General features: G+C 45.0%; 11 protein-coding genes. 3 read left to right on the top strand and 8 right to left on the bottom strand.

Annotated elements, in window-relative coordinates; translation table 11 throughout:
• Positions 1 to 214: 214 nt before the first annotated feature.
• The 8 genes from H3V12_RS10735 to H3V12_RS10700 all read right to left on the bottom strand — a co-directional run bounded on the left by H3V12_RS10735 (position 215) and on the right by H3V12_RS10700 (position 8662).
• Entirely contained in the window at positions 215 to 1165 is a 951-nt protein-coding gene (locus tag H3V12_RS10735; protein WP_198214660.1) for a cysteine synthase family protein, read from the bottom strand.
• 15 nt (positions 1166 to 1180) lie between these two features.
• Entirely contained in the window at positions 1181 to 2065 is an 885-nt protein-coding gene (locus tag H3V12_RS10730; RefSeq protein ID WP_246787565.1) for an ABC transporter substrate-binding protein, read from the bottom strand.
• Positions 2066 to 2219: 154 nt separating this feature from the next.
• Complete coding sequence (locus H3V12_RS10725) at positions 2220 to 3170, bottom strand: ABC transporter substrate-binding protein (RefSeq protein ID WP_198214658.1); 951 nt, start codon at positions 3168 to 3170, stop codon at positions 2220 to 2222.
• A gap of 49 nt (positions 3171 to 3219) precedes the next feature.
• Positions 3220 to 5073, bottom strand: coding sequence for an amino acid ABC transporter permease/ATP-binding protein (locus H3V12_RS11300; RefSeq protein WP_198214657.1), 1854 nt, complete (start codon positions 5071 to 5073; stop codon positions 3220 to 3222).
• A 12-nt stretch (positions 5074 to 5085) separates the two neighbouring features.
• Positions 5086 to 5658, bottom strand: coding sequence for a GNAT family N-acetyltransferase (locus H3V12_RS10715; RefSeq protein ID WP_198214656.1), 573 nt, complete (start codon positions 5656 to 5658; stop codon positions 5086 to 5088).
• A gap of 13 nt (positions 5659 to 5671) precedes the next feature.
• The gene (msuE, locus tag H3V12_RS10710; protein WP_198214655.1) at positions 5672 to 6286 is read right to left on the bottom strand and encodes an FMN reductase; all 615 of its coding nucleotides are present in this window, start codon (positions 6284 to 6286) and stop codon (positions 5672 to 5674) included.
• A gap of 18 nt (positions 6287 to 6304) precedes the next feature.
• Positions 6305 to 7636, bottom strand: a complete 1332-nt coding sequence (locus H3V12_RS10705; protein WP_198214654.1) for an LLM class flavin-dependent oxidoreductase — start codon at positions 7634 to 7636, stop codon at positions 6305 to 6307.
• Positions 7637 to 7657: 21 nt separating this feature from the next.
• The gene (locus tag H3V12_RS10700; protein ID WP_198214653.1) at positions 7658 to 8662 is read right to left on the bottom strand and encodes an MsnO8 family LLM class oxidoreductase; all 1005 of its coding nucleotides are present in this window, start codon (positions 8660 to 8662) and stop codon (positions 7658 to 7660) included.
• Positions 8663 to 8893: 231 nt separating this feature from the next.
• Between H3V12_RS10700 and H3V12_RS10695 the strand changes: the two genes are divergently transcribed.
• From H3V12_RS10695 to H3V12_RS10685, 3 genes are all read left to right on the top strand, one after another.
• Positions 8894 to 9238, top strand: a complete 345-nt coding sequence (locus H3V12_RS10695; protein WP_198214652.1) for a DUF3088 domain-containing protein — start codon at positions 8894 to 8896, stop codon at positions 9236 to 9238.
• A gap of 1083 nt (positions 9239 to 10321) precedes the next feature.
• Positions 10322 to 11095 (top strand): acetoin reductase, encoded by a 774-nt coding sequence (locus tag H3V12_RS10690; protein ID WP_246787561.1) that lies wholly within the window; start codon positions 10322 to 10324, stop codon positions 11093 to 11095.
• 668 nt (positions 11096 to 11763) lie between these two features.
• Positions 11764 to 12316: BapA prefix-like domain-containing protein (locus H3V12_RS10685; RefSeq protein WP_198214651.1), on the top strand; the 553-nt coding region annotated here is incomplete at its 3' end.

Genomic DNA, 12316 nt, shown 5'->3' with positions numbered 1-12316 from the left:
AGAAGGGAGGAAGCTGTTCAGCGTCATTCATACCAGCGACATTCATAAAAACCGGCAATCCAACCCCTTTTTCCGACTTAGGACCATATGTTTTCGACTTTAGAAAAATGTGGTGAACAAATAAAATGGGGCGGGGAAGAAAAGTTGAGGTCGCTAAAATGTTCTTAAAAAAATTGCGGGCAGAAGCTCATCTGTCCGCAACTATGCAATTGTTTTAATTCCTTGTTGCAGCGCTCAAATAACGTTCGCCACTATCTGGAAAAATTGCAACAATCATTTTGCCCTCATTTTCTTCCCGTTCGGCAAGGCGGGTGGCTGTCCATAAAATGGCAGCGGCTGAAACACCGGGGAATATTCCCTCGGTTGTTAAGAGATCACGTTGAACATCCCGAGCATCCGCAGTGTCGAGTGAAAAAATTTCATCAACCACTTCTGCCGCATAGTTCTTTGGCAGAGACTCTGGCGGCACTTCACTTACCTTGTGCACTCCGTCAATTTCATCCGGATAGGGATTTTCTTCACTTGGAAGCGAGGTTTCTGCCGGTTCTGCAATAACAACTTTGATTTTTGGATTTTTCGATTTCAAATATTTTCCGGTTCCAGACACTGTTCCGCCTGTACCCATGGCACAGACCAGAATATCCACTTGGCCGTCTGTATCTTCCCAGATTTCAGGGCCGGTCGAGACAATATGAACCTTCGGATTATCGGGATTGGACAATTGGTCGATAAAAAAGGCGTCCGGATTTTCCGAAACGATGCGGGCAGCCATTTTTTCCAATGCTTCCGGATCCATAAAAAAAGCATTTTCAACCGCAATCACTTCTGCACCATAAAGCTTGAGAAGTTTTATTTTGTCGGCACTGATATTATCGCTTACATAGAATTTGGTTGCATAGCCTTTGGCTGCCGCCACAGCGGCAAGCGCAATGCCTGTATTGCCGCTTGTAACGTCGACAATGGTATCGCCCTTTTTCAGCTTGCCGGATTTTTCTGCTTCATTAATCATATTCAAAGCGGCACGGTCTTTTATACTGCCTGCCGGATTGAGATATTCCAGTTTGGCAATAATACGCGATTTCAAATGATGTTTTTTACCGTAATGATGAAGCTCGACAAGCGGGGTCTTGCCAATAAGATCGGTGATATTGTGATGGATTTTCATGGGGATAATTCTCCACTATTCGTCAGCCATGCCTTCGGGATTGGTTATTGAAACGTTGAGTGCCTCATCTTCCAGATGCCATCTGGCGAGGATTTTTCCGTAAGCGCCCGACTTTATAAGTCCGTTGATGGCAATAGTTACCGGTTCTGCAAGGCCACTTGATTTTCCGGTCACAACCGAAACATCCGACCGATTTGGCCAACCGGCAATAAGGGTTCCGACTTTGCGCAAATTATGGTCGCGCAATGCAAAATAGACCAATTGCGCATGCGGGCCGACAATCACATCTGCCCGCCCTGACTGGAGAGCAAGAAGTCTTGCAGCACTATCATCATAGTCCTGAAGTGTAATTGGCTTCAGCTTTTCATGAGTAACAATATCATTCCAGTGTAACATGATACGTTCCTGATTGGTGCCGCCACCGACGACAACCCGATATCCGGCGAGATCTTCAGGCTTTTCAATTTTTTTAATCGGACTATCGCTTTTTACATAAAAACCGTGAATGCCTTGCCGGTAAGTCGAGAAATCGAACTTTTTCTTGCGCGCTTCGGTGACACCGATATTGGCAAGAACGGCGTCATATTTCCCCGATGACAGGCCAAGTGACCAATCAATCCACGGGATGGGAACAAGCTCGAGCCGTTTTCCCAAACTTTCAGCTATCGCCGAGGCAAAGTCCGCTTCCGAACCGATGGGCGTTTTTGCGTCACTTGCGTAAAACGATAATGGCGGGTCACTCGGGGCAACAGCAACGGTCAGTTTGTCTTGATTGACGAAATGAAAATCTTGCGGAATAGCCTTGATTGCATCGTCATTTTTGTCTACGTGAATGCGTCCCTTCTGTTCGGCAGAAGTGTCAAAAAAAGGCTTCTGGTCAAGCGCTGAAGCGTTAAGCATCGTTTCGGCGAGGAAGACGATGAAAAATAACGAAACGAAAATTTTGGTCTTCTTCATGGGAGGCCTTACGGTTAGGATGAAAACTCTATCTCTTTTGACCAGAGTTCGACTTGCGCCGAACTTTCTTTGGCCGGACTTTCATTTTGCCTTACTTTTATTTCGCTTCCGGTTTCGGCAAACCGGGGGGATTGATTTGCGATTGCGAAATGCCTTCTTCCCAGAGGTTCCAACGTTTCAGGATTTTTTCATAGGTACCATCGGCGATAAGGTCGTTGATGCAATCTGCAACCGGTTTGGTAAGCGCGCTGTTTTTAGGCAAACCGACGGCAATATCGGCGGTTAATGGCCAGCCACCGTTGATAGTGCCGACGAGCCTTGTTTTACCGGTTGTGGCCGCTACGAGTGATTGCATGGCGTTGACACTGAAAATGGCATCGGCGCGGTCGCTATCCAAAGCCAGTGTTTGTAGGGCACGGTCGTCGTAATATTGTACTTCAACCGGTTTTAAGCCGGCTTTCACATTTTGGTCGTTCCATTGCAAAAGCAGTTTTTCCTGATTTGTACCGGCATCGGTAATTACCCGCAAACCGGCAATATCTTTTGCTTCCTTGACTTCTTTTATGGGGCTCGATTTCTTGACATAGATGCCGATGACGTCGTGGCGGTAGGTAGCAAAATCGAATTTTTCTTTGCGCTCTTCGGTCACTGTCAGATTGGCAATAACACCATCATATTTGCCGCTTGATAGACCCAAAGGCCAATCGGCCCAATTGATATTGATGATTTCGAGTTTTTTGCCCATACGCTCAGCGATGGCTGAAATAATATCGGCATCCGATCCTATCCATGTTTTTGCGTCGCTTGCATAGTCGTGCAAGGGAAGGCTGCTGTTCGTGCTGAATGCGATTGTCAATGTATCCTTTTTCACGAAAGGCACATTGGCAACTTCGTTGGCGCGTTCCTGACTAAAAGTCGTATGCGGGCGACCGGGCTGTTCCACGGATAGATCAAGTGGCACAGTTTCAGACCAAGACGCTTGCGAAAATGTCAAACTGGCCGCAATAAGAATGGCTCTGACGCCGAAATTATGACCGAATAAACTCATAAAAAACCTCATGATATTTGGCAAATTGCCGATTTTGCAAATTGTCGTATTATTTCAAAACCTTGTTCAAAAAGGCTTTTGTTCTTGCCTGTTTTGTGTGGTTGAAGACCTCGTCGGGTGTTCCGATTTCGTTTATTTTTCCATGTTCCATGAAAACAATTGTATCTGCGACATCACGGGCAAAGCCGATTTCATGAGTGACAACAATGAGCGTCGAACCGGAGCGAGCCAATTCTTTGATAACATCGAGAACCTCTCCGACAAGCTCGGGATCAAGCGCAGATGTCGGTTCATCAAAAAGCAGAACTTTAGGGCGAAGTGCCAATGCACGGGCAATGGCGACACGTTGCTGTTGCCCACCTGAAAGCTGCCGGGGATAGACACCGGCTTTGTCTTTCAAGCCTACCCGTTCCAGAAGATCGAGCGCTTCCTGAACAGCGATTTTATAGGGAGTGTGTTTGACTTGTGTCGGCGCTTCGATAATGTTTTCAAGAACAGTCAAATGCGGAAACAGATTGAAATTCTGGAACACCATGGCGATCTCTGCGCGCTGTTTCAGAATATCTTTTTCTTTCAGTTCATAAAGCGTATTTTGTTCTCTGCGATAGCCGATCAATTCGCCATCAACATCGATAAAACCGCTATCAACACGCTCAAGGTGATTGATTGTTCTAAGCAGTGTGGATTTGCCCGAGCCTGAGGGCCCAAGAATAACGGTTACACTCCCTGCCGGCACTCTAAGACTGACATTGTCCAACACCTTGTTGGAGCCGAAATATTTCGACACATTGTGAACATTGACTTCTGCACCTTCACCCGAATAAAGATTGCCGAAAGCAGGATGCTGGCACTCGTCAAGCGAGGGAACTTCGCCCTCTGCCAAGCCTTCAATTTGATCGCTTGACGTCAATTTGTCTTTCGCTGCCGACGGGGTTTTGAAAAACGGAAAATGACGGGCAAGGTTACCGAGGCCACGTTCAATCCGTGAAAAAGCAAGTTCTGACGGATTGCGCACGGCACCTTTGGCGTAAATGCTTTCAATATAATATTGAACAATTGAAAGCACGGTCATAATGACAAGGTACCAGACGGTTGCAACCATCAAAAGAGGTATCACTTCGAGATTGCGCCGATAGATAACCTGAACGGTATAAAAAAGCTCCGGCAGCGCCAAGACGTACACCATAGAGGTTCCTTTGGCCAAACCGATAATTTCGTTGAAGCCGGTCGGCAAAATCGTGCGCATGGCTTGCGGCAATACAATGCGCAAGACTTGGCGTTTTTTTGATAAGCCGAGGGAAGCGGCGGCTTCGTGCTGTCCGTTATCGACCGACAGAATTCCGCCGCGAACGATTTCGGCAAAAAATGCCGACTGGTTAAGCGTCAATCCGATGAAAGCGGCAAGAAAAGGCGTCAATAGTGACACCATCGGGTAATTGACGAGTACTTCACCATTCAACGGATTGGTAAGGCGGACGCTTTCGTAAAGATAACCCAGATTGTTGAGAATAAGCAAAAGCACGATGAGCGGTATAGAACGCAACAACCAGATATAGCTCCATGATAGGCCGGAAAGCAGTGGCGATTTTGAAACACGGGCCAATGCCAGACATGTCCCGAGTAACGAACCGGCAATCGTTGCAAGGATTGTGAGTAAAATTGTCCGCCCAAGGCCGGCAAGAACCGGTTCGGATAAAAACCATGTCGCGAAAACAGACCAGCCCCATTTTTCATTCGTGAAAACCGAATATAGAATGGCCCCGATAACGAGAACAGAAAACACCGTACCAAGCATTCGCAACGGATAACGTGCGGGAACAACCTTGCAATCCGAATATTGCTTTTCTTCAAAGTTGAAATTGGCAGATAGATCGGGGGTGTGAATATCTGTTGTTGATGACATGGTTGCTCCTTTTCAAAGGCTCTTTGGCGACAATGCGCTTTGCGCTTTGACAGGCGAAAATGAACGAAGCCGGTTATCGCGTTCGTTGTTGTTTTCGGGGTGTTTATCGCTAATGTCTTTTTCAAACGGCAAATGCCGGTAGGCTTCCCAATCGCCATTCAAATCGAACAGATTGGTATAGCCGTTTTTCAAATAAAGATTGACAGCTTCGGGCTGGCGGAAACCCGTGGTGAGATAAAGCCGGCGATAGCCTTGTCGGCGCGCTTGCAATTCAAGTTGTTCGAGAATGAGCGCGGCAAGCCCTTGGCGGCGATAACCGTTATCAATCCAGATACGCTTGAGTTCGGCAGTCGTTTCATCGTAAAATTTGAAAGCACCGCCACCGATTGTCTCTTCTCCGTCAATCAAGAGAAGGAAATTTCCCCTTGGCGGAGAAAAATCTTCGGCCGGATAGCGATCAAGCTCGGCTTTTGCACCTTCTTCATCATAAAAATTGCCGTAACGGCTGTCATATTCTTCTATCAGGGCTGCGCGCAGCCGCGCTGCTCGCGGATCCTTAAGGCTGGTAAAGATAAATTGTTTCATTTTCTTTTCCCCCTCAAGAATTGGCCGCAAGGGGAAGAACATCGTTATTTTCCCTTGCCAGTTGAATGGTTGTTTTTTGATTAGCACTATCGGCTGGTTGTTTTTTGATGAAGGGCGTGAATTGGTTGACGGCTTTTTCAATACGGGCAATAAGATCCTGCGAGCGGATTTCATTATCCGGCCCGAAATCACGTGCTGCGGCATAAATTGCTGTCGGCAGACTATGAGCCATGAAGAAACCGAAAAGCGGACGCAATTGATGTTCAACCATCAACGCATGACGGTCGCCGCCACCGGTTGCAGAAAGCAGTACAGGTTTTCCATAAAGTCTTTCAGGCTCGATAAGATCGATGAAATGTTTGAACAATCCCGGATAACTGCCTTTATAGACGGGACTGCCGATAACAAGTGCGTCTGCCAATGTTAGTTCTTCGATAATTTGCTGGCCTTTCGGCTCAAGCTTATCGGCGCGTTGGGCAAGACCGAGCGTGTTTCCGACATCAAGAAGGTCGTATGTTACAACCTCTGTGCCGAATTTTTTAGCAACTTCTTTGCCAATATAATTGACAAGAGCGGTGGTTTTTGATGGCCGGTTGAAACTGCCGGAAAAAACAATCACTTTACCCATTTTCTTATCCTTCCGGCTTCAAGCCGCAACAATTTGCTGTTTTTCGGCATAACGGTTCGAGGGAATGGCAAGGCCGAGATTTTCGCGCAATGTGTTGTGATGGAGCTTGCGATCGAAATAGCCGCGTTCTTCAAGACGAGGCAGAATTTCGCCAGAAAAGTCGTCAAAGCCTTGGCCGCTTACTTGCATGGTCAGAATGAACCCGTCGGCCGCGCCTTTATCGAACCATTCGATGATGCGGTTGGTGACCTCGTCATAACTGCCGATAAAATCACCGTGCTGGGTGGTTTCATTAAGCGCCACTTCGCGTAAAGTCAGGCCTTTTTCTTTTGCCTCTTGCTTGATGCGATCGCTCGTTGAACGGAAGCTGTTTTTACCTATGTCACCAAGTTCGGGGAAAGGTTTGTCAAGGTCATATTGAGTGAAATCATGATGGTCGAAATAACGGCCAAGATAGGCAAGCGCATCTTCAATGTTGACGAGATTGCGTATCGCACGGAACTTTTCTTCTGCCTCTTCTTTGGTGCGGCCGACAATCGGGTTGATGCCGGGGAAAATTTTCACATCATTGAGTGAGCGGCCATGTGCAACCGCGCCATCTTTGACAAGTTTGGCATAGTTTTTTGCCCCTTCAATATCCTGAATGTGGGTAAAGACTGCCTCGGCATATCTGGAGGCAAAATGGATGCCGGATTCGGAAGCGCCGGCCTGGAAAATGACCGGTTCACCTTGTGGAGAACGTTGGATATTGAGCGGTCCTTCAACCGAAAAAAACTTGCCGTGGTGATTGACGCGGTGCATTTTTTTCGGGTCGAAAAACTGGCCGGTTTCACGGTTGCGAACAAATGCATCTTCTTCCCATGAAGACCATAACCCTTTGACAACATCAATATATTCACTGGCAATTTCATAACGCAATGTATGATCGGGGTGAGGGCGGCCATAGTTTTTGGCGGTCCCTTCAAGCGGAGTTGTTACAATGTTCCATGCAGCCCGCCCGCCACTTAAAAGGTCAAGGGAAGCAAATTGGCGAGCAACCGTGAACGGGTCGCTGTAAGAGGTTGAAACAGTGCCACCAAGACCGATTTTTGATGTATGTGCGGCAAGAAACGACAGCAGAGTGAGCGGTTCGAAACGGTTCAAAAAATGCGGGATCGATTTTTCATTGATATAAAGCCCGTCAGCAACAAAAACGAAGGCTAGTCCTTCGGCTTCGGCGCGTTTTGCAAGATTGACATTGTAAGCAATATTGACACTTGCATCTGCCGGAACAGAAGGATGGCGCCATGAATTCATATGGCCGCCTGCACCATGAAGCATGATGCCGAAATTGATTTTATTATGCGTCATCTTATATCTCCTCGATAGGGTTCAGGCTGCAATTTTTTCTTGCTCGAAAGCAAGTGCGCCTATTGCATCAATTCGTTCTTCAACACTGCTTGCGGGCAACTCCAACATGAATTCTCCGATACCGAATTGATGATGAAGGGCTTGAAGCTCTTTGTTTACTGTAGCTGCTGTGCCGGCGATAATTTGTGTATGGTGTTCTTCGATCGTGTAATCGGAACGGCCGGACAAACGCCCGAAATCTTCTGCCGCTTCCAAAGTGGTGAGGGAGAACACTTTGCCATCGGAAAAATGGATTTTATAAATGGAAATGGCATTGGCACGCTCTTTCGCGCGCTTGTCGGACTGGTCGATAACAGCTGCAAGTGCCAATTGGGGCACGCCCCCCGACGTCGCACGACGAAAAGTGGAAACAGTATTTTTCAACTTTTCTTCGTTGCCATTCAAATGTCCGGCATAGCTGAATTGCCAGCCGAGACGTGCAGCCAATTTTGCACTTTCTGCACTTGCTCCAAGCAGAAATGTGCTTGCACGGACTTCCGGCTTGGGTGTTGCGGCCAACCCTTTGAAGCGGCCTTCCTTTATTTCTTCCCCGCCAAGGAGTCTATCCAGAAGTTCCAACTTCTCTTCGAAACCGATGCGTTTGTCATCGGAAAATTCGGCTTGCAAAGCTGCGGTTGTGTGTGGCAAGCCCCCCGGTGTTTTGCCTATGCCGATATCGACGCGCCCCGGTTCGATCGCTGAAAGCACATTGAAAACTTCCGCTATTTTGTAGGGGCTATAATGCTGTAGCATGACGCCCCCCGAACCGATACGGATTTTCCGTGTCGCTGCCAAGAGATAGGCAACAAGTATTTCCGGTGCGCTTGACGCGAATTCTTTGGAATGATGATGTTCGGCAACCCAGAAGCGGCGAAAGCCTGCGGCTTCTGCAGCACGAGCTGTTTCAACAGCGTTTCTTAAAGCTTGACCGGCATTGCGGTTGACATCAAGCGGGCATTTATCCAAAAGGCTTAAATCATAGACCATTATATAATCTCCTGCCGGTTAAACTGTGTTCGAAGTCCTTTTTCTTTCGGACATCGTGTCGACATTTATAATCGGCGGAGATTTTTGATTTTGGTAGCCTAACTATTCTATAGATTCTGATAATGTTGAAAAACATTTCCCGCTTTTATTGATTATTTAAATTCCGATAATCATGAAGAGGTCAAACAAAGTCGTATAACTCTCTCACCCAAAATTTTATGTGAGGTCATCATGTCAAAAGACATTCTTTTTCTATTGCCAAAAGCGTTCAAAGACGCAAAACAGCCCGACAAACTTTTTTATTGCCCGCATTGCCTACCGATAGAAGGCGCGCTTTCCTCTTATAAAAATAAGCTTCACGAGCTTGATGTGCGTTATGCAGATTTTCCGCGCCCGCGTGAAGAAGTTATTGCCATTGCCGGTGAAGATAACCAGTCCCTACCACTTCTGGTTCTGGGAAAAGGTCGCACAACCAGCCATAAGACAGGTGAATATAACGGCCGCCAGCTTGTTGCCGGATCTGCCCCGATATTGGCGGCTTTAGCGGAGCTTTACAGCATTCCGATCAGCCATTGAGGTTGGCTCGCCAAGATTTAATAGCCGCATGACCTGATGTTTATGCCCCGGAATAGATATTCTAATAGAAATTAAAAATGACGGGACAGTAAAATTTGTCGAAGATAAAAAGTGGTGGCAACAAGAAGTTTTGAATTGCCACCATATTCCGTTAATAAATCGCCAATCCGATTTTTATGGTATGTTATTCTTGCAGCATGTTTCTGGTCTTACGTGGCCGCCCTTTTTAATTTTTTCGTTGCGACTTTGTTATCCAAGAAATGATGATGTTTGAACAACGGGCAGAGGAAACGGGCAATATTTCTTGCATCATTTATAAAACCCGAACGCTTTTTCAGGATGATCGGCCGGAAAATGACGAATGTGTTTTTCACGCTTTCTACCTCTTTATTCGAATAAATTTTTTGAAGCAGAGTGCCGGTTCATCATGATGATAAGATGGTTTTCAAAATCACGCTCGTAAAAATATATCAAATGGTTGGCCTTTTTTTTAAGCTGTTCAAAACAGAATAAATGCACTGTTGCTTTCCATGGATTTATCAGCCATTTTGATAGAATAACAACGATCATTATCGTTTCGGTTTTGCCATAACACATATGTTTTAACCGGTAGCGATAAAAGTTGGAGTGCCACAATGAATGATGAACGGACAATGGCAAACTGTGAGTTGCAAACGGGACATTGTGCACGAGGATGCGGTTGCGATCACAAACGGGTGGCGGATAATCTATCATTCCCTTTGGGCTTGTGAAAATGATTAGCCTTTAGAACACAGATTTTGAAATGTTCTATATTATTGCGGACAAGTTGAAAAATAAACGTTCGGGAAAATAAAACGCTTTTCTGCCAAGCTTTGGTCTGCTATTATGATAAAAGATTTCCGTTTCCGTTGCAACGGATAGATATTGAAATATTGTTTTGAATTTACAGAAGGTATTTCTTTTGTAAATAATGTAAAATTGTTATTATAATTGTTTTAAATAAAAATATACTATTTTTTTACTGCGTCATTTTTTCATCTTGTTTTGTTTCCTTCTAAACACTAACTGAAAAAGAAATCTCGAATGAAAGGGAGAATTTTCATGACGAATAAAGTAGCTGTAGTCACAGGTTCCGGACAGGGGATTGGTCGGGCAATTGCTTTGCATCTGGCAAAAGACGGTTTCAATATCGGTCTTGTTGATGTCAAGAAAGACAAGATTGCGGCTGTCAAAAAAGAAATCGAAGCTTTGGGACAAAAGGCCACCACAATCACTGGCGATATTTCCGTGCGTGAAGAGGTTTATGGAGCGATCGAGCAAGCCGAAAAAGACCTCGGTGGTTTTGACGTTATGGTCAATAATGCCGGTATTGCACAGGTCAATGCTTTGGCCGATGTAACGCCTGAAGAAGTCGAGAAAATTTTCAAGGTCAATGTTCAGGGAGCGTTGTGGGGCATTCAGGCGGCAGCTAAAAAATTCATTGCCCGTAAACAAAAAGGTAAAATCATCAGTGCTTCTTCTATCGCCGGCCATGAAGGCTATGCAATGCTGGGCATCTATTCGGCAACGAAATTTGCTGTGCGTGCTTTGACGCAGGCGGCTGCAAAGGAATATGCTTCCCATGGCATCACAGTTAACGCTTATTGCCCGGGTGTTGTCGGCACAGATATGTGGGTTGAAATTGACAAACGTTTCCATGAAACGACGGGTGCGCCGCTTGGAGAAACCTATAAGAAATTTGTTGGCGGTATTGCGCTTGGTCGCGCAGAAACACCGGACGATGTGGCAAACCTCGTTTCATTCCTCGCAAGTCCTGCTTCCGACTATATTACAGGTCAGGCTATCTTGACCGATGGCGGTATGGTTTATCGTTAAGAAATCGGAATATGTGTGTTTTTGAATAGTTTTTAATAGAGGCCGTGAATATTTCACGGCCTTTTCTTTTTAAAAAAGCTATTTTTGGAATATTCGGTGAATAAAAATAACGAATTTTATTAGCACACTAAGAAATTATTTAAAGTAAATTTTAATTTAAACATTATTTGTAATTCAAATAGATAATTTAATATTACTATATTGATATGTTTATAAATGCTAATATATAAATAAAAAATAAATATATTAAATAGATGATACTTATATTTATTTAAAAAAACGGAATCTAATTGATAAATGTCTAATAAAGTATAGAAATAAGAAAATAAAACTAATAATAATAAATATAAGCATTTTTAATAACGTAATTTTATAAAATTTTATAAAAATTTTCTCTTATTTTTTAAATTAGAGAAATTGGATTTCCAAATATGGCTAAACAACCGATAATTGTAATCTTGAAAACACATTTATAAGTTGTATATTATAAAATTCTGCTGACAGTATAAAAGCCTATTGGAAACTTGGTAGGCGACATACGGGATTTGTCTTTTCGGCGGCAGGTTCCTTCAAGTGTTTTCTGCGGGGTAAATCACGAAATATTGGGTGCTGAAAGCGTGGCGCATCAATGCCACAGCATATCAATTTAGTGGTGTAGGAAACAGAATATGACAAAGTCGGATATCATCAAGCAGCATCCAGTCGTCAAGTTGACCGAGGGGAGCGGGTCTGTTGATAGCGGCGGCAAGCCGCATAATTTTGTTCTCACCGCGGACAAGGAAAGCATCACCAATTATACCCGTTCCGGTAATGATCTGGTTATTGATTTTGCAGACGGGAAGACTGTCCGGATCAACAATTTTTTCAGTGCGGGACATCCGATTTGCAATCTGATTTTCATTGATGATGGCACGACATGGCTGACCGACTTCAGTCAGGCGCTTACAGATAATGGCGACGGCATTCTTGACACCAATGTTTATTATGAAGAGATAAAAGACAAAAGCGGTTTTTCTCAGAATGTATTGTTAGGAATTCTGGGTGCAGCTGCCGGAGCGGGCGGCATTGCAGCGGCAGTTTCAGGTGGTGGTGATGACCATGACGAACCGGATAGAACGCCGCCGGCAGCACCGACTTATTTTGTTGTAAACAATAATGACCCGAAAAATTTGCTTGCGGTCAGGAATGGCGGTTATCTGAACGATAGTACGCCACTTTTAT

Origin of the sequence: Bartonella sp. W8167 (genome assembly GCF_016100335.1) — a bacterium.
GTDB lineage: Bacteria > Pseudomonadota > Alphaproteobacteria > Rhizobiales > Rhizobiaceae > Bartonella > Bartonella apis.
This window is presented reverse-complemented; position numbering and strand designations above follow the sequence as displayed.

Coding starts and splice junctions, on each gene's coding strand:
- H3V12_RS10735 (WP_198214660.1), bottom strand. CDS start 1,165: ATGAAAATCCATCACAATATCACCGATCTTATTGGCAAGACCCCGCTT.
- H3V12_RS10730 (WP_246787565.1), bottom strand. CDS start 2,065: ATGCTTAACGCTTCAGCGCTTGACCAGAAGCCTTTTTTTGACACTTCT.
- H3V12_RS10725 (WP_198214658.1), bottom strand. CDS start 3,170: ATGAGTTTATTCGGTCATAATTTCGGCGTCAGAGCCATTCTTATTGCG.
- H3V12_RS11300 (WP_198214657.1), bottom strand. CDS start 5,073: ATGTCATCAACAACAGATATTCACACCCCCGATCTATCTGCCAATTTC.
- H3V12_RS10715 (WP_198214656.1), bottom strand. CDS start 5,658: ATGAAACAATTTATCTTTACCAGCCTTAAGGATCCGCGAGCAGCGCGG.
- msuE (WP_198214655.1), bottom strand. CDS start 6,286: ATGGGTAAAGTGATTGTTTTTTCCGGCAGTTTCAACCGGCCATCAAAA.
- H3V12_RS10705 (WP_198214654.1), bottom strand. CDS start 7,636: ATGACGCATAATAAAATCAATTTCGGCATCATGCTTCATGGTGCAGGC.
- H3V12_RS10700 (WP_198214653.1), bottom strand. CDS start 8,662: ATGGTCTATGATTTAAGCCTTTTGGATAAATGCCCGCTTGATGTCAAC.
- H3V12_RS10695 (WP_198214652.1), top strand. CDS start 8,894: ATGTCAAAAGACATTCTTTTTCTATTGCCAAAAGCGTTCAAAGACGCA.
- H3V12_RS10690 (WP_246787561.1), top strand. CDS start 10,322: ATGACGAATAAAGTAGCTGTAGTCACAGGTTCCGGACAGGGGATTGGT.